Here is a 15,698-nt window from a genome sequence, read left to right on the forward strand (position 1 = left end):
GGTTCAGGATCATGGCGGACACATTGGGCGCGCGCGTTGGCCGCATCGTCTCGGGAAGCGCACACGCGCTCATCGACGCCATCGAGGGCGCGATGCCCGACGCTGTGGTGCAGCAGACACTGCGCGAGATCGACAAGGCGGTTGACGACGTGCGGGCGGAATTGGGCCGCACCATCGCGAGCAAGCATCTGGCCAACAAGCGGTTGACCGAACAGAGCAGCCGACACGAAGAACTGGCCGGCCAGATCGAACTGGCGCTGCGCGAAGGCCGCGAAGACCTGGCGCGCGCCGCAATCGAACATCAGCTGGACGTCGAAGCTCAGGTCCCCGTGCTGGAAGCGACCGTGGCCGAGGCCGGCAAGCGGGAAATCGAGCTGGAGGGCTACGTCGCCGCGCTGCTGGCCAAGCGCCGCGAGATGGAGGAAGCGTTTCAGTCGATGTTGCTGGCGCGTCAGCGCGGGGCCGATGAGGCGGGTGCGGCGAACAGCGGCGTGGGCTCCGGCGAGGGGCCCAGCGTCACCCGCCGCGTGGAGAGTGCAACCGGCGCCTTCGACCGGCTGATGGCGAAAGAGGGCGCTCCGGCTCTGGGCGGTGTCGAGCGCGAAAAGGGCGCCAAGCTGGCCGAGCTTGATGGCCTGGCTCGCCGCAATCGCGTCGACGAGCGCCTGGCCGCCATCAGGGCGCGGGCTGCTGACAAGGACTGATTGTCTATGTGGGAGTTCATCCTCGCCGCCGGCAACGTGCCGTTTGTAGCGGCCCTGGTTCTGATGCTCCTGATCGGAGTCGTCGAGGCTTTAGGGCTGGGTGCGGGGCTGGCGGTCGGCGAAGGGATCGACGGCCTGGATGGCGACGTCAATGTCGAAACTCCCTCCCTGCTGTCCTGGATCAACGTCGGTCGGTTGCCGCTGTTGATGCTGATCGTTGTTTTCCTGTTCGCCTTCGGCATGACCGGGTTGATCGGTCAGAGACTGTTCGCAGCCTTCCTCGGCCAGCCGGCGCCGTGGTTCATGGCCGCGCCCGCAGCGTTGATCATAGCCCTGCCCGTGACGCGTGTCTTCGGTCGGGTTGTGTCCCGGATCATGCCGCGCGATGAGACCCAGGCCGTGTCACGCGACAGCCTGATCGGCCGTGTGGCGACCATCGTCACGGGCGAGGCGCGTCACGAAAGCGCCGCCCAGGCCCGGGTTCGCGATGAACACGGCCAGGCCCACTACGTCATGGTCGAGCCAGACACCCCGACCGACGCCTTCGCTCAAGGCTCCAACGTGCTGCTCGTTCGGCACGTCGGGGCTCGATATTACGCCATACGCACCACAAGCGCGTCCTTGCTCGACTCTGCCAGTTGATCGACCGCAGTCCGGAGAATTCCCCGAAATGAACTCGCTCATCGAGATTTCCATCATCGCCGGTCTTGGCCTTGCGGCCCTGTTGATCCTGGGTCTGGTTTTTGCGCGGCTGTACAAGCGCGCCGCCAAGGAAACCGCCTTCGTCCGCACCGGCTTTGGAGGCGAAAAGGTCGTGATGAACGGCGGGGCGCTGGTTCTGCCCGTTCTCCACGAGACCATCGAAGTCAACATGAACACGCTGCGGCTGGCGGTTCAGCGGTCCAATGAACAGGCCCTGATCACCAAGGACCGCATGCGCGTGGATGTGCTGGCGGAGTTCTATGTCCGGGTGCAGCCGAGCGCCGAAGCCATCGCGTCCGCCGCCCAGACTCTGGGGCTGCGCACCATGAATCCGGGGGAGTTGAAGGAGCTGGTCGAAGGCAAGTTCGTCGATGCGCTCCGGTCGGTCGCGGCCGAGCTGACGATGACCGAGCTGCACGAGCAGCGCACGCACTTCGTCCAGAAGGTGCAGCAGGTGTCATCCGAGGACCTTCTCAAGAATGGTCTCGAGTTGGAGACCGTGTCCCTGACCGGTCTCGACCAGACGGCGATGGAGCATTTCAATCCGTCCAACGCCTTCGATGCTGAAGGCCTGACCCGGCTGACCGAGGAAATCGAACTGCGCAAGAAGCTGCGCAACGACATCGAACAGGACACCCAGGTCCAGATCCGCACCAAGAACCTGGAGGCGCAGCGCCGCACCCTCGAGATCAGCCGCGATGAGGAATACGCCCAACTCGAGCAGGAGCGCGAAGTCGCCAACCGTCGGGCCGAACAGGCCGCCGACGTCGCTCGCCAGGAAGCCGAACGGAACCGCGAGGCCGAAGGCGCGAAGATCACCGCCCAGCAACAGATCGACCAGGCGCGGATTGAAGCTGACCGGCTGATCGCCCAGCAGCGGATCGCCATGGAGCAGGAGGTCGCAGAGCGCGAGATCACCAAGGCGCGTTCGATCGAGACGCAGAACATCGAGAAAGCGAAATCGATCGAGTTGTCCGAACAGGATCGGGATATCGCCGTCGCCGAAAAATCCAGGGCCCAGTCCGAGGCCAAGGCGGAGGCTGACAAGGCACTGGCGCTCGCTGTTCAGGCCGAAGAGCAGGTGAAGACGGTTCGCGATCGTGAGGCCGCGGACCGGCAGAAGATCATTGAGCTGATCGAAGCGGCCAAGGAAGCCGAGCGCGAGGCGATCGGCATCCGCGTCGCCGCCGAGGCCGAAAAGTCAGCTGCGGCGGATCGGGCCGAGGCTGTGCGCGAGCAAGCGCGCGGGGCCGCGGACCAGACGCGAATCAAGGCAGAGGCAGAGGCAGAGGCAGTCCGCGCCGCCGCCGAAGCCGCCCGTCTTCGCTACGAGGTCGACGCCGCAGGTCAGAATGCTCTGAACGCCGCCGCCAACCTCCTCTCTCCCGAACAGATCGCGATGCAGATCCGCATCAAGCTCATCGAGAACCTGGACCGCATCATCGCCGAATCCGTCAAGCCGATGGAGAATATCGACTCGATCAAGATCGTTCAGGTCGAGGGCCTGAACGGCGGCGGCGGCGCCGGAGCGTCCGCCGGCGGCCAGGACGGCGGCAGCCTGTCCGACCAGGTGGTGAGCAGCGCGCTGCGCTACCGGGCCCAGGCGCCCCTCGTCGATCAACTGATGGCGGAAGTGGGACTGTCCGGCTCCGACCTGGACGGCTTGACCGGCGCCCTGCGCACAGCCCCCAAGACTGAGGCCCCGCAGCCTGAGCCGACGCCGTCGGCCAAAGCAAAGCCTGCGGCGAAATCATAGGACGGCCCTCACGCGGGCTCCGGCGCGGCGCATCTCCAGGCATGGCCCGGAGCGGCCCCCGGCGTGAAACTTTGCCGTCTCCTGTCACCACGGCAAAAGCATCTCGACTTTTTTCCGCTCGCGCCGGGAGACGACGCAGGCATCGGTCCTGGCGATGTCGCGGGCGAAGTCCCGGCCGCCTTCGTCGACAGAACGGGTGACCTTGCGCATCGGGATTTGAAGGGGCAGGCCTGCCGCGGGGCCGTGGACGGCCCGACGTCGACAAAGATCGCGCGGTCCAGGTCGATCAGGTAGTTGGTCGCGTAGGCGAATTCCCAGGGCGGGCCATTCTCAACGAAATTGGCACGAAGTGGACGTTGACGACATCAGCTTGTAGGAGTTCCCGCCTTAGGACGCTGGTCAGGGGAAGATGAGGCGCTCTGCTCAGTCCTCGGGTGCTGGACACCCAAGTCGGGGAGGACCCCGACGCCGTCGTCCAAGGGCTGTCGAGAAGTTCGATCTGCGATTGTTCCCGCATGCCGGCGATGTAGGCGGCCTGCTCGAAACCATGTCTGGAAGACAGTGCTTTGACGAGTGTCGGCAAGGATTCTGACGCACAGCTTGGTTTTGGCGGCGCCTTGCTGATCGCGATCTGCCATTTCACCGCTTACGTGGATCGCGCCATACCGGCTGTCTTTGCGCCAGCCTTGCGGGCGGAGTTCTCCTTATCGGACACCGAGATCGGTCTCCTGCAGGGGCCGGCGTTCGTGGTGGCCTACGCGGCGGTGCTTCTGATTGTCGGTACGAGCCGCAACCGGTTGCCGTTGGCGCCGTTGGCCGCCATCTGCATGCTGGGCTGGACCGTGGCCTGCCTTTTTTTGCGCTTGCCGCTGACATTGAAACGCTGATGGCCTCGCGTCTCATGCTGGGCTTCGCTCAGGCAGCCTTTGGTCCGACGGCCCTGATTATTCTTGCTGCGTCATCGCCGCAGGACCGGCTGGGACGATCCACCGCGCTGTTCACAGCCGGCTCGGCGACGGGCCGGAGCGGTGCCATGATCATAGGCGGCGGACTGCTTGCCGTGCTGTCCTGGAGCGGCTGGTTTGGCAGCGTCGATCCCTGGCGTGTAGCGATCATTCTCATGACATTGCCGAACCTGATCCTGGCGTGGTGGCTATGGCGTCGGATCAGGGCGACCGGCGCCCCCACGCCCTCACGGCGTGGCCTGCGGGCGGCGGTTCGTCATATCGCGAGCACGCGTGCCTTGGCCCTGCATATGGGGGCCGGGGTGGCCGTCATCCTGCTGATTCAGGCGGGGGCCGGCTGGGCCCCGTCGGTCTTGAACCGCAGCCTTCACTTTGCGCCCGCGACCAGCGCCTGGGTCGCTGGCCTGGTGATTCTCATCGCCGCACCCGCAGGGCACCTCACCGCCGGTCGGTGGCTGGATCGCAACGTCGCCGGGAGACGGAGAATCGCGCCGGTGATGACCTTGGGAGCGGCGCTCGCCGTTTGCGGGGCGGCGCTCATGGCATCGGGCGATCAGGCCGTCCTGGTCCTGCCCGGCCTTTTCCTGTTGACTGCGGGGGGCGGCGCCGCCGCCCTCACCGCACTCGGGGGCCTCGCGCCCATTACAAGGCCCGACATGCATGGATCCGTGGTCAGCGTGTACCTGGCCGTCTGCGCCGTGGCCGGGACGGGGCTGGGCCCCGTGTTGACCGGCCTGATCAGCGATACGTTCTTCCCGCATGCTGAAGGCCTGGCGCGCGCGCTGTTCCTGACCATCGCCATAGCGGGCGCATTGGCCATTGTGTTGAGTTTGGCCGGAGCGGAGGGATGGCGGCGGCTCGCGACGAAGAGTCAGAATTCTCACTGAATTTTGTGACGCGGATAGTTGCAAGGCGTCGACGAACGGTGCCAGTTAGCGCCCATATGTCTGAAAATTTCAGTTTCTCCAGCCTCGGCTTGCCAGAGGCCGAGGGTTTTCGTCGCTATGCCGAACTGTATGGGCACGGCGCGGACGTCAGCCGGGGCAGCGGCGAATTTCGCGCTCAGGTGCGAGCGTGGAGACTGCATGGCCTCATCATCTACGACCGCACGCTTTCGGGCGTCATCCATTCGCGCGCGGAGCGGGTTGCGAAGGATGGCTTCACACACTTCGTGATCAGCCTGGTGCTGGAAGGCCGCGTGACGGGTGGTGCGGCCAGCGGCTTTGCAGTGGCCGAGGCCGGGGATGCCTTCATCGCCGACACCCGTCGAGCCACACGCACCGAGGCGCATGAGGCGCGCATGATCACGGTCAGCGTCGCCCGTTCAGTCATGGAGGCCGCGCTGGGCTCGACCAATGGGCTGCACGGGCGATTGCTGACCTCACCGCAAAATCTGATGCTGGCTGACTATCTGGTTTCTTTGGTGCGTCGGGCGGACGCCCTGGAGCCAGGCGCAATGCCCGGTCTTGGCCGGGCCCTGATCGAGATTCTCGGTTCGATTCAAACGTCACCCCGGCGTTCGACTGCCCAGAGCCGCCGTCAGACCTTCTCCCGCCGCGAGTTGGTGGAGCAGCACATCGACGCCAGTCTCGCCGACCCGCATCTTTCCGTGGACAGCGTTGCAGCAGACACAGGCATTTCACGGTCCGCCCTGTATCGCCTGTTTGAGCAGCATGGCGGCGTGGCCAGACAGATCCGGAAGCGGCGACTGGCCGCCCTCCGCTCGGCCCTGGATCGTCGCGACGCGGCCCTGCCGGAGGTGCTGGCCCGCCACTACGGCTTCGACGACGAACGCCAGATGGAGCGGCTCTTCCTGGAGGAGTTCGGGCAGAGCGCGTCCGGGTATCGCCAGGCTGTCGCGGCGGTAGAGGCGGGAGAGCCGGAGGATAGCCGCCTCCGTTGGCGGACCTGGCTCAGCGAAGTCACCTAGAAACCGAGGCGTTCCAAATATGGGACGTCGCCTTCGGCCAAACTCTGATACCCGGCGCCATCAATGTTTGCCGTCGCCCGTATCCCGTGCGCCCAGACCTTGATTGTGTTTCATCAGTTCCGGTCCCGGCCTCGCCGAAGACCTTTGTGGCGTATTTCATGGTTGAGTTGGCTCAGCGAAGCATACCCGTCGCGCGGAACGGCATCGGGTTGATCCCGGGTGCTGCCGCTCTTCACAGCCACTCCGGCCATTGGCAGCCGCTTGACGCCACCTTTTATGGTTGTTCTCGAGCCCGGTTCGCGGAAGGCGTGAGAATCGCCGCACCATACCCAAAAGTGGGGATTTGTGAAGAGGCCCGTATAGATAGATTGAATTAACTATAAATCAAAGTTCAATCTCAGTGGCATATTGGTCGCCCCCCGGCGAAAGCAGTAGTTTGGCGCAAAACGGTTCTGCTGAGCCAATTTTGCGCAATTGGCAGGATGAATATGATCGGCCGCTTCTGAAATGGAGCGTGTCTCGTTCTCATGCTTTGTTCATGGTCACGCCTGATTTGAAGCTTCTCGACCTGAATCTGGCGGGCGAAGCGCTTTCCAAAGCCGACAGTGAAATCCAGATTGCAGGCGGGCATTTCGCTTTCTCGGACAAGGGGCGCACCGCGAGCCTGCGCACATTTCTCGCGACGGGCGGCCTTGGGACGGCGGGATGGTCCTACCGGCGTGCCTGCGGAAGCATAGGCATCATTCACGTTGAGTGGCTGCCGCCGGCTCTCGGCGACCCCGGAGGGCTTCCGATCGCGCTGACTTTCCAGCCCTCAGATCTGGCCGAGAGATATGTATGGGCCGACTTCGCCCCACACTTCGACATCACGCGATCCGAAGCTGCGATCGTGAAGAGGTTGATCGGAGGTCAGACGCCCTTTGCGGTGGCCGAGGCGCTGAACCTGTCTATCGAGACGGTGAGAACCCACATCCGGCGCGTCTACCACAAGCTGGGGATCAGCAGCCGGGAAGAGCTGTTCGCGATGATCGCGTCGTACCGGATCGGCTGACCGGCGCGCGCTCCCCAGCTCGACTTCGTCGCCCCTGACGGAGCGACTTCACCAATTGGCGGGGTGCGGAACGGCCATCTCGCCAACCGGAGCGTCGCTCCGCCGCTCGTCATTCCCGGCCCTCGTCTGGAGCGCTGATCCTTCAGCTGGTCGGGAGACGCTCGTTCAGACGTCCGTAGGGGTCTCTCCGACGTCCTGAGAGCCTGGCCTCATGACCTGATTCGGGGAGCGGCTGTCGGCGCTCAGGTAATTCCGGCCCGGCTCGATGGTTCGGAAAAGGTCCGAGCAAAATAAAAAATTTCCTTATGATTCAATGAAAAGATGGTTAAAAATCCCCAGATTCATGGTGTTTTAACCACACGGCGTCGCCCGGCAGTTGAATATAACGGCGCTACCCAAATGTGGGGACGCCCGCCTTCCGGGGCACGACTAAGTTGAAGTTAAGGAAGCGTTAAGTTTCCGGCTTCCGGGGAGGCGCGGTCCACAGACCGCTTCCAAAGGCAGATCGGGTCGTCAAGCCCGCCGGATTAAACCCCGGCGCGATCAGACCCGGCATGCCCGCTCCGGAGGGGGTCCGAGGCGCTTTGCGCCAAAGGCCCATCCTTCGGCTCCGTCAGCGCGGAACCGCTCTTTCCCGGGGTCTTTCGGCCCCAGAACACCCGGCGCCCGCCGGACTCGAACGGCCACCTGGCCAAACCTTTGGAGACTACCATGAAGCGCATTCTTCTCGCCGCCTCGGCCCTCGCCATGATCGCCGCCCCGGCCGCCGCCCAGAACCTGACCGTCAACCTGACCGGTAACGTCGCCTCGGTTTGCGGCGCCTACAACTCGGGCGCCACCGGCGGCGTTCTGAACCTCGACTTCGGCCAACTGGCCAACACCGATGCCACGGCGCAGGTCGCCCTGGGCGGCTTCAACGCCACCTACATCTGCAACTCGGCCGCCGGCATGACCCGCACCATCAGCTCGGCCAACGGCGGCTACCTGTTCCGCACCGGCACCTCGGGCGGCAGCGCCAACCAGGTCGAGTATTCGATCCAGCACGGCGGTGGCTCTGGCCTGAACTTCTCCGAGCAGGGCCTGTCGGCTCCGATCGTGACCGTGCGTCCGGGCTCCACGGCCCTGATGGCCGGCCAGGGCGGCACCGTGACCCTGCGCGCCGACGGCGTGCGGATCCCGTCGCCGGCCAACGCCGCCTTCACGACCACCAACGTCTTCGCCGGTGACTACACCGACGTTCTGACGATCGCGGTCGTCGCCAACTAAGACGAAACGAACAAGGCAGGTCCGGCGGGCGAGCACTCGCCCGCCGGACTTTCCATTCGGCGGCGCCCGATATCCCGTCGCCACAGAGGCCCAGTAATGTCCATCCTGCGTCAATCCTCCATTCAGCCTCTCGGCGCGGCGGCGGTCGTCGCCAGCCTGTGTCTGGCCACCACCGCCTCGGCCCACGAAGTCACGCCGATGCGCGTGTTCCTGGCCCCGCACGCCGGCCAGTCCTCCGCGGTTGTGACGGTCGCCAACAGCCGCACTGACCCCCTCCCGTTCGAGGTGCGCGTGCTTCGCCGCGAAGTCGCCGCCGACGGCTCCCAGACCTTCTCGCCGGCCGAGGAACAGTTCGCCGTGTTTCCGCCGCAGGCCCTCGTCGCGCCGCAGCAAAGCCAGGCCATTCGCTTCCAGTACATCGGGGACCCGGCGCTGGCGCAGAGCGCCGCCTACGTTCTTCAGGTCAAGGAAGTGCCCGTGATGCCCGAGGGCTTCAGCGGCGTGATTACGGTCTATGACTTCGGCGTCGCGGTTTATGTCCAGGCAGCCAATGCCCGGGCGGACATCGCCGTCAGCGCCGTAGAGCGCAACGGCGACGACATCCGTTTCTCCATCGTGAACACTGGTTCCGACTACGGCTTTCTCGCACAGAGATCAGTGACTCTCTCGGCGGGCGGCGAACAGCGCGTGCTCGATCCTGAAGTGCTTGCAGCCCAGATCGAGAACCCCATCCTGCCGCCCAATTCCACGCGCCATTTCTCCCTTCAGGTCCCCGGCTTGCCGGCGGGAACCGTCGCCGTCGACATCGGTCCGGCCCGGTAGAAGAGGCACAGTCCAATGCACAAGCGGGGGCCAGGAAGGCGGCGGGGACTCACCGGGTCCACCGCCATTGGAATCGTATTGCTGTTCGTGGCCACGCCCACGACTGCGGGCCCCACGCACCGCATCGCGCCGGGAGAGACGCTCAGCCAGATCGCCCGGGTCTACAGGGTCAGCGTCAAAACCCTGGTCGAGCTCAATGACATCCGGCGACCGGACCTGATCCTGGCGGGCCATACGCTGAACATTCCCGGCCTGTCAGGCGCCGCCGACGAACAGGTTCCGCAGTCCGCGCCGACCGCGCCGACGAGCGCCCAGGGGTCGCCGTCGGCCGATGCCGGGGCGCAGCCGTCCTCCGTCGGATCGGCCGGCGTCCAGGCGCCGTCGATCCCCGATAATCAGGCCGTTCTGGAAACACAGTTGCCGGTGGTCGTCGACGGCCGCCGCTACCCTAGCGTGGCGGTGCGGACAACGGTGTCGCAGCTGGTCGCGATCTCCCCCGCGGCGTTGTCGGAGGCGCTGGGGGCCACAATTGACGAGAGCACCCACGTCGCCCTTCGTTCGCTGGGTTCAGACCTCGTGCCCGTGGAGCAACTGGGCCAGGCCGGCGTGAGCGCCCGGCTCGATGCCCAGACCCTCAGCATCCAGGTCAACGTCCCCCCGACCGCCCGACCCGCACTCGGCGTCTCTCTTCTCCCGCCGGGCGGATATGACGGTGTGGAGCGGGTCTATCCGGGCCGGATTTCGGCAGGTGTGACGGGGGCCTTGCTTCTCAACGACAATCTGGAGGACGACCGCGGCGCCCTGGGCCAGTTCGCTTTCTCCGGGTTTGGCAATTTCGGCGGCATCACCGGGATCAACGTCGACTTCGGGGGCTCCTTCAACTTCGGCGCCGAAGACGACAGCTTCCGTCGTGACGCGATCATCCTGTTCAAGGACGACCCCCAGCGGGCGATACGCTATTCCGCTGGCGATCTGAGTCCGTTTCTGCCCCGTCTGGGAGGCGCGACCGGTGTGCTCGGCTTTTCGTACGAGCGCAGCTATGAAGAGCTGGATCCGACGCGCAATATCCGTCCGACCGGGCGCCGTTCGTTCTTCCTCGAGCGCCCGGCCATCGTCGAGGTCTATGCGAACGGCGTGCTGCTCAGCCGTTTCCAGTCGCAGGGCGGTCCCGTCGATCTCGGCGACATCCCCCTGGCCAACGTCAGCAACAATGTCACCATCGTGGTGGAGGACGCTCTCGGCCGCCGCGAGTTGGACGCCTTCTCCCTCTCGAGCGACCTGACGCTGCTGGCGGCGGGCCTCAGTGAATTTTCATTCTCCCTCGGCGCCCTGCGCGATGACCAGAGCTCCGGCTTCGACTACGGCGACGAATGGGCCGCCACCGCCTTCTACAGCCGGGGCATCAGCGACAACCTCACGGTAGGCGCCCATGCGGCCCTGTCTGAAGAGGTCGTGAATGTCGGCGCTTCCTCGGCCCTTGGCTTCGGGGCGGGCGTGGCTCTTTTCGAATTCGCGGTGAGTGAGTCAGCCGTCGCCGGCAGCGGCGTCGCGAGCAGCGTCAACTTCCGTGGCGGCCCCTTCCTTGGGGAGGACCGGAACGACACCCTGACCGTCAGCCTGGACTACACCTCTACCGACTTCGCCACCCTTGCCGACCGCTTCTCGACGATCGACCAGGAGTGGCTGGTCGCGGCCGACTACCGGTTCGACATCAGCCGTCGGACCTCCATATCCGTCGGGGGGGCCTACGCAACCCGTCACGGCCGTGACGGCGCGGACAGGTTCCTGAACATTGGCCTGAGCCAACAATTCGGTCGCGTGGTCGCCTCGGTCATCGGACGGCACGGAGAGTTCGCCGATGGCCGCCAGGAGACCGGCGCCTTCATTTCGTTGAGCCTCCCGTTCGGCGAAAGGGGCCGGGCCTCCACCTCCTACGACAGCATCAGCGAGACCGCCCGCGCTGAGTACGTCCGCAACCGCGGGTTCGAGGTTCCCGACTTCAACTATCGCCTGGGCGCCATCCAGCGCGCAGGCGAGACCCAGATCGACGGCGAACTCGGCTACACCACGACGCGGTTTGAAGCCGACGTCGGCGTCACCAGCCAGGTGAACGGCGGCGGTCAGGCTGTGCGGGCGCGGCTGCAGTCGGGCATCGCCTTTGTCGACGGGATGTTCGGCGTCTCCCGGGACCCGGGCCGCGGATTCTATCTCTTCCGTCCCCATCCCTCCCTGAGGGGGGCTCAGGTCACCATCGAGAGCAGCGCCGGATCCACCACCCTGGGCCGGTCGGGGCTGTTCGGCCCGGCGGTCGCTCCTGCTCGTAACCCGTATCGCCCCGAGGAACTGCGCGTCGGGATCTCTGGCGGTCCCGTCGGCTATGACATCGGCTCCGGGCGTTATCTTGTCGTGCCGGGTGCGCGGACGGGGATCGGTCTGACAGTGGGCAGCGACGCCTACCGCACCGTGATCGCCACCCTGATCTTCGAGGGGGAGCCGATTTCGCTCCTCTACGGCTACCTGCGTGACGACACGGGCGTGGACCGGCCTGTCTTCACCAACAGATCCGGACGTGTGGCGCTGCCGAACCTGAGCCCGGGTCGTTACAGCGTCGTATTCCCTGCGGTTAACGCCGGCTTCACGTTCGAGGTCGATGACAGCCATGATGCCTACCGTGACGCCGGTTCGATTGCCTTGGAGAGATTGCAATGATTGCGATGGCCGCGACGATTATTCTGGCATCGGCTGCGGTCGCTCCGGCCCCTGGCTGCTCGGGCTATGCGCTGACGGTCAGCCAGGAAACGGGTCACGAGTATAATCCCGGGGCCGCGGTGGACGAGCGCATGTCCCTTCGCCTGAGTTCCGCCGCCGGGGTCCTGGACGCGGCCTGCGTGGCCGTGCCGGTGGTCATCGCTCCGGCCCCTGCCGAGTCCTTGCCGATCCGTTTGACCAATGGCTCAAGCCAGCTCGGGACCGACGTCGCAGCATCCAGCGTGGCCGTTCGTTCCGGCCGTAGTCTGGTTCTCAGCGAAAGCGCCAGAAACGACCTGGTCGCGGGTCGTGCGGTCGTGGTTCCGCTCGGCGACGTCCGATCCGGCCAGTTCCGACGCTCCGGCGTCTATCAGGCCCAGATTGATGTCACAGCCGGCGACACGACCCAGCCGCTTACCCTGGCTTCCCGCGTGATGCCCGTGATGCGCTTCGAGGCCAGTTCGCGCAACGGTGTCGAGAACATCGACCTGGGCGATCTGTCCCGTGGGTCGCGAACCACGGCCACATTCTTCTACCGGACCAACGCCGATATGGCGGTCACGGCGACGTCCGACAACGGCGGGATGCTGGTTCATGAGGACGGGCCCGCGCTTGGGTCGATCCCGTACCGCGCCTTCCTGGCCGGCTCAGAACTGGACACGGCGACCGGCGCCGCGTCCGTGGACCTGCCCTTCTCGCGCCTGTCGGTGCAGGCGCAGACGCTGGAAGTGCGGGTGGCGCCGGCGACCAATGTCTATGCTGGGCGGTACCGGGACACGCTGACGCTGTCTTTCATCCCCTACTGAGGGGGTGGCGGCCGCCTCAGGCGGCCACAGCCTCGGCCACGACGTTATCGGCGGTCAGACCGCTCGTGTCGGTGTCGACCACGAAGCGCTGGGCGCCGGGCGCGCGGCTGGTGACGCCCAGGGCGCCACCGATCAGGTTGACAGAGGCGTCGGGCGAGTTCGCCGCCAGGATCGTCACCGGCCCGTCCACGGTCTGGATGTTGAGCTGGAAGTGCTCGGCGTTGCAGATGGTGAGCACCGTGATCCGGCCCTCCTCCACCGAGATGTCGGCGACCCCGCAGCTTGCCGCGACGGTCGCCTGAAGACGGATCCGGATGCTTGCCTCCGCGGTGTGCGGAACGGCGATGGCCAGTATGACGGCCGCAAGAACTGCGCGCATGAGAGTGCTCCATTCGTTATGGGCAATCTAGGGCGCCAGCTTTAAGAAAATGCGCGAGAGATTGGTGAACAATACCTCAAAAGACTTGGCGGGCTCGGGAAGCGGCCGTCCACATTCCCCTTGGTTGGGGCGTCTCGACCCCTCAAGCTGATGCCCAGGGTCATCCCTGCCGTTTTACTAACCACGGACGGGACCGCCCGCCGCCGGCATCCTGTTTGTGTGGCGTCAGCCGGCGCCGGTCAGGTGTGCAGCCTGTCATTGCAGCCGTCCCAGGACACCTGGACGATCCGTTGCGATCACTTTGCCCAGGATGCGATCCGGAACCAGTTCGACGTCGCGGTCGTCAATCAGGGCGATGCGCCCTGCTTCGGCACGATCAGAGCCGATCTGTCCGGAGAGGAATACGGCCTCCGCAAGGCCAGGATTGCCGGGTTCCACTGTCTGACGTCAAAGAATGGCGCGCCCGAAGAGATTCGAACTCCTGACCCCCAGATTCGTAGTCTGGTGCTCTATCCAGCTGAGCTACGGGCGCGCATGGCGGTGGAACCGCGAAGGGCCGGACACCTAGCCGCGTCGGGGCGACGATGCAAGCCGCATTTGCGCGGAATCGGCAGGAAACCGCGCGCGCGGTTTTCAGCCGGGACGTTCCGCCTTAGGGGATGGATATGACCCTGTCTGCTTCTCTTCGTCGCCGCGCGGCGCGCATCCTGACGCCGGTCCTGTCCACGGCCCTGATCCTGACGGCCTGCGCCGGGCCGATGCGTCTTTCGGCCGAGCCCGCGCCGGTCGCGGCGCAGGTCCCATCGCAAGGCGCGCGCGGACCCATCGTCAGCGCGGCCAATCCGCTGGCGGCGGAGGCGGGCATGGCGGTGCTGCGGCGAGGCGGCTCGGCGGTGGACGCGGCGGTGGCCATCCAGGCCGTTCTGGGCCTCGTGGAGCCCCAGAGCTCGGGTCTGGGGGGCGGGGCCTTCCTGATGCACTACGACGCCGCCAGCGGGGCGGTGACGGCCTTCGACGGGCGCGAGACGGCGCCCTCGGCCGCGACGCCCGAATTGTTCTTTGAGGACGGCGAGCCGCTGGGCTTCCGCGAGGCGGTGCTGAGCGGGCGCTCCACCGGGGCGCCGGGCGCGGTGGCCATGCTGGCCATGGCCCACGAGCGGCACGGGCGGCTGGCGTGGTCCGGGCTGTTCGGCGACGCGGCGCGGCTGGCCGAGGACGGCTTCATCGTCAGCCCCCGGCTGGCGGGCATGATCGCCTCCCGGGCGCCCCAGGCCTCCACCGACTGGGCGCGGGCCTATTTCAGCGGCGCCGACGGCGAGCGGCTGGAGGCGGGGGACACCCTGCGCAACCCCGCCTACGCCGCCACGGTGCGCGCCCTCGCCGAGGACGGGCCGGACGCCCTGTATCGCGGCGACATCGCCCGGGAGATCATCGCCGCCGTGCAGGCGGGCGAGCGGCCCGGCGCCCTGAGCCTCGAGGATCTGGCCGCCTACCGCCCGGTGGCGCGCGAGGCGGTCTGTCGGGAATGGCGCCTGTATGTGCTCTGCGTGCCGCCGCCGCCGTCCAGCGGGCTGGCGGTGCTGCAACTGCTGGCCATGGCCGAGCATGTCCCGGCCGTGGACGGCGGCCCGGCCGAGGCGGACGCCTGGACCGCCTTCGCCCAGCTGCAGCGCCTGATGTACGCCGACCGCGACCGCTATGTGGGCGACGCGGACTTCGTGGCGGTGCCCGTCGCGGGCCTGCTGGACCCGGCCTATGTGGCCGGGCGCGCAGCCCTGGCGCCGACGCTGGGCGGGGCGGCCGAGCCGGGCCTGCCGCCGGGCTTCCAGCCCCGGGCCGCCGACGCCACCGCCGAGCCCGCCGGCACCTCCCACTTCGTGGTGGTGGACGCCCAGGGCAATGCGGTCAGCATGACCACCACGGTGGAGAGCATCTTCGGCTCGGGCCGCATGGCGGCGGGCTTCTTCCTCAACAATCAACTGACCGACTTCTCCTTCTCGCCCGTCGACGCGGCGGGTGTTCCGGCGGCCAATGCGGTGGCCCCGGGCAAGCGTCCGCGCTCGTCCATGAGCCCGGTGATCATCCTGGACCGCGAGGGCCGCTTCGTAGGCGCGGTGGGGTCGCCCGGCGGCACCTCCATCCTGGCCTATGTGGCCAAGGCCCTGATCGGGACCCTGGCCTGGGACCTGTCCATGCAGGACGCCATCGACCTGCCCAATCTGGTGGCGCGGGGCGACGGCTTCGGCGCGGACACCGAGATGTTCACCCCCGAGCTGCAGGCCGAGCTGGCGGCGGCGGGCATCGACCTGCGCCCCAACGCCTCGGAGAACTCGGGCCTGCACGGGGTGCTGTGGCGCGACGGCCGCTGGGACGCCGGCGCCGACCCGCGCCGCGAGGGCGTGGTGCTGACCCGCTAGGCCGACTCTGATTTCGGACTCCGGACCCTGAAAAACAGGGTCTGAATTGTCCGAATTGTCTGAAATCGCGCGCCGGGTGAGACGGCGGACCCGAAAAAACAGTGCAACGGGAGTGCAACGCCGTCGCCCGGATTTCGGACTCCGGGGCCAAG

General features: G+C 66.4%; 15 protein-coding genes and 1 tRNA gene. 12 read left to right on the forward strand and 4 right to left on the reverse strand.

Annotation, left to right across the window (positions count from 1 at the left end):
* The first annotated feature begins 11 nt into the window (after window positions 1–11).
* The 3 genes from IWC96_RS12445 (at window position 12) to IWC96_RS12455 (ending at window position 3,162) form a co-directional block, all read left to right on the forward strand.
* Entirely contained in the window at window positions 12–704 is a 693-nt protein-coding gene (locus IWC96_RS12445; protein WP_196839030.1) for a PspA/IM30 family protein, read from the forward strand.
* A gap of 6 nt (window positions 705–710) precedes the next feature.
* On the forward strand, window positions 711–1,346 hold the full coding sequence (locus IWC96_RS12450) for a YqiJ family protein (protein WP_021698719.1): 636 nt from the start codon (window positions 711–713) through the stop codon (window positions 1,344–1,346).
* An 82-nt stretch (window positions 1,347–1,428) separates the two neighbouring features.
* Window positions 1,429–3,162, forward strand: coding sequence for a flotillin domain-containing protein (locus tag IWC96_RS12455; protein ID WP_231379063.1), 1,734 nt, complete (start codon window positions 1,429–1,431; stop codon window positions 3,160–3,162).
* A gap of 84 nt (window positions 3,163–3,246) precedes the next feature.
* On the opposite strand, the gene IWC96_RS16100 is transcribed toward IWC96_RS12455, so the two are convergent.
* A complete protein-coding gene (locus IWC96_RS16100; protein ID WP_021698717.1) occupies window positions 3,247–3,372 on the reverse strand; it encodes a hypothetical protein in 126 nt (41 codons plus the stop codon).
* Window positions 3,373–3,779: 407 nt separating this feature from the next.
* Here IWC96_RS16100 and IWC96_RS12460 point away from each other — a divergent pair, with 407 nt between their 5' ends.
* The 8 genes from IWC96_RS12460 to IWC96_RS12495 all read left to right on the forward strand — a co-directional run bounded on the left by IWC96_RS12460 (window position 3,780) and on the right by IWC96_RS12495 (window position 12,750).
* A complete protein-coding gene (locus IWC96_RS12460) occupies window positions 3,780–4,049 on the forward strand; it encodes a hypothetical protein (protein WP_021697682.1) in 270 nt (89 codons plus the stop codon).
* Complete coding sequence (locus IWC96_RS12465; protein WP_196839031.1) at window positions 4,049–5,014, forward strand: MFS transporter; 966 nt, start codon at window positions 4,049–4,051, stop codon at window positions 5,012–5,014. The genes IWC96_RS12460 and IWC96_RS12465 overlap by 1 nt, the downstream gene beginning before the upstream one ends.
* A 56-nt stretch (window positions 5,015–5,070) precedes the next feature.
* Window positions 5,071–6,057: a helix-turn-helix domain-containing protein gene (locus IWC96_RS12470; protein ID WP_052516777.1), complete on the forward strand. Its 987-nt coding sequence runs from the start codon at window positions 5,071–5,073 to the stop codon at window positions 6,055–6,057.
* A 538-nt stretch (window positions 6,058–6,595) separates the two neighbouring features.
* On the forward strand, window positions 6,596–7,108 hold the full coding sequence (locus IWC96_RS12475; RefSeq protein ID WP_045319116.1) for a helix-turn-helix transcriptional regulator: 513 nt from the start codon (window positions 6,596–6,598) through the stop codon (window positions 7,106–7,108).
* A gap of 711 nt (window positions 7,109–7,819) precedes the next feature.
* Complete coding sequence (locus tag IWC96_RS12480; protein ID WP_021697677.1) at window positions 7,820–8,374, forward strand: hypothetical protein; 555 nt, start codon at window positions 7,820–7,822, stop codon at window positions 8,372–8,374.
* 96 nt (window positions 8,375–8,470) lie between these two features.
* Window positions 8,471–9,196, forward strand: a complete 726-nt coding sequence (locus IWC96_RS12485; RefSeq protein ID WP_021697676.1) for a fimbria/pilus periplasmic chaperone — start codon at window positions 8,471–8,473, stop codon at window positions 9,194–9,196.
* An 87-nt stretch (window positions 9,197–9,283) separates the two neighbouring features.
* Window positions 9,284–11,905 carry a fimbria/pilus outer membrane usher protein gene (locus IWC96_RS12490; protein ID WP_242397132.1) on the forward strand — a complete coding sequence of 874 codons (2,622 nt, stop codon included), beginning with the start codon at window positions 9,284–9,286 and terminating at the stop codon, window positions 11,903–11,905.
* Window positions 11,902–12,750, forward strand: coding sequence for a hypothetical protein (locus tag IWC96_RS12495; protein ID WP_021697674.1), 849 nt, complete (start codon window positions 11,902–11,904; stop codon window positions 12,748–12,750). Before IWC96_RS12490 ends, IWC96_RS12495 begins: the two co-directional genes overlap by 4 nt.
* A 16-nt stretch (window positions 12,751–12,766) precedes the next feature.
* On the opposite strand, the gene IWC96_RS12500 is transcribed toward IWC96_RS12495, so the two are convergent.
* The 3 genes from IWC96_RS12500 to IWC96_RS12510 all read right to left on the reverse strand — a co-directional run bounded on the left by IWC96_RS12500 (window position 12,767) and on the right by IWC96_RS12510 (window position 13,661).
* Complete coding sequence (locus IWC96_RS12500) at window positions 12,767–13,129, reverse strand: hypothetical protein (RefSeq protein ID WP_021697673.1); 363 nt, start codon at window positions 13,127–13,129, stop codon at window positions 12,767–12,769.
* A 255-nt stretch (window positions 13,130–13,384) separates the two neighbouring features.
* The gene (locus tag IWC96_RS12505) at window positions 13,385–13,567 is read right to left on the reverse strand and encodes a hypothetical protein (protein ID WP_148291483.1); all 183 of its coding nucleotides are present in this window, start codon (window positions 13,565–13,567) and stop codon (window positions 13,385–13,387) included.
* 17 nt (window positions 13,568–13,584) lie between these two features.
* Window positions 13,585–13,661: transfer RNA gene (locus tag IWC96_RS12510), tRNA-Arg, on the reverse strand.
* Between the two features lie 133 nt (window positions 13,662–13,794).
* On the opposite strand from IWC96_RS12510, the gene IWC96_RS12515 reads away from it, so the two are divergent.
* Complete coding sequence (locus IWC96_RS12515; RefSeq protein ID WP_045319123.1) at window positions 13,795–15,546, forward strand: gamma-glutamyltransferase family protein; 1,752 nt, start codon at window positions 13,795–13,797, stop codon at window positions 15,544–15,546.
* The last annotated feature ends 152 nt before the right edge of the window (window positions 15,547–15,698 follow it).

It is taken from the genome of Brevundimonas sp. BAL450 (assembly GCF_015767455.1).
Classification (GTDB): Bacteria; Pseudomonadota; Alphaproteobacteria; order Caulobacterales; family Caulobacteraceae; genus Brevundimonas; species Brevundimonas abyssalis.

Excerpts from the sequence above, each read along its gene's own strand:
- IWC96_RS12445 (WP_196839030.1), top strand. The coding sequence starts at position 12 with ATGGCGGACACATTGGGCGCGCGCGTTGGCCGCATCGTCTCGGGAAGC.
- IWC96_RS12450 (WP_021698719.1), top strand. The coding sequence starts at position 711 with ATGTGGGAGTTCATCCTCGCCGCCGGCAACGTGCCGTTTGTAGCGGCC.
- IWC96_RS16100 (WP_021698717.1), bottom strand. The coding sequence starts at position 3,372 with ATGCGCAAGGTCACCCGTTCTGTCGACGAAGGCGGCCGGGACTTCGCC.
- IWC96_RS12465 (WP_196839031.1), top strand. The coding sequence starts at position 4,049 with ATGGCCTCGCGTCTCATGCTGGGCTTCGCTCAGGCAGCCTTTGGTCCG.
- IWC96_RS12470 (WP_052516777.1), top strand. The coding sequence starts at position 5,071 with ATGTCTGAAAATTTCAGTTTCTCCAGCCTCGGCTTGCCAGAGGCCGAG.
- IWC96_RS12475 (WP_045319116.1), top strand. The coding sequence starts at position 6,596 with ATGGTCACGCCTGATTTGAAGCTTCTCGACCTGAATCTGGCGGGCGAA.
- IWC96_RS12480 (WP_021697677.1), top strand. The coding sequence starts at position 7,820 with ATGAAGCGCATTCTTCTCGCCGCCTCGGCCCTCGCCATGATCGCCGCC.
- IWC96_RS12485 (WP_021697676.1), top strand. The coding sequence starts at position 8,471 with ATGTCCATCCTGCGTCAATCCTCCATTCAGCCTCTCGGCGCGGCGGCG.
- IWC96_RS12495 (WP_021697674.1), top strand. The coding sequence starts at position 11,902 with ATGATTGCGATGGCCGCGACGATTATTCTGGCATCGGCTGCGGTCGCT.
- IWC96_RS12500 (WP_021697673.1), bottom strand. The coding sequence starts at position 13,129 with ATGCGCGCAGTTCTTGCGGCCGTCATACTGGCCATCGCCGTTCCGCAC.
- IWC96_RS12515 (WP_045319123.1), top strand. The coding sequence starts at position 13,795 with ATGACCCTGTCTGCTTCTCTTCGTCGCCGCGCGGCGCGCATCCTGACG.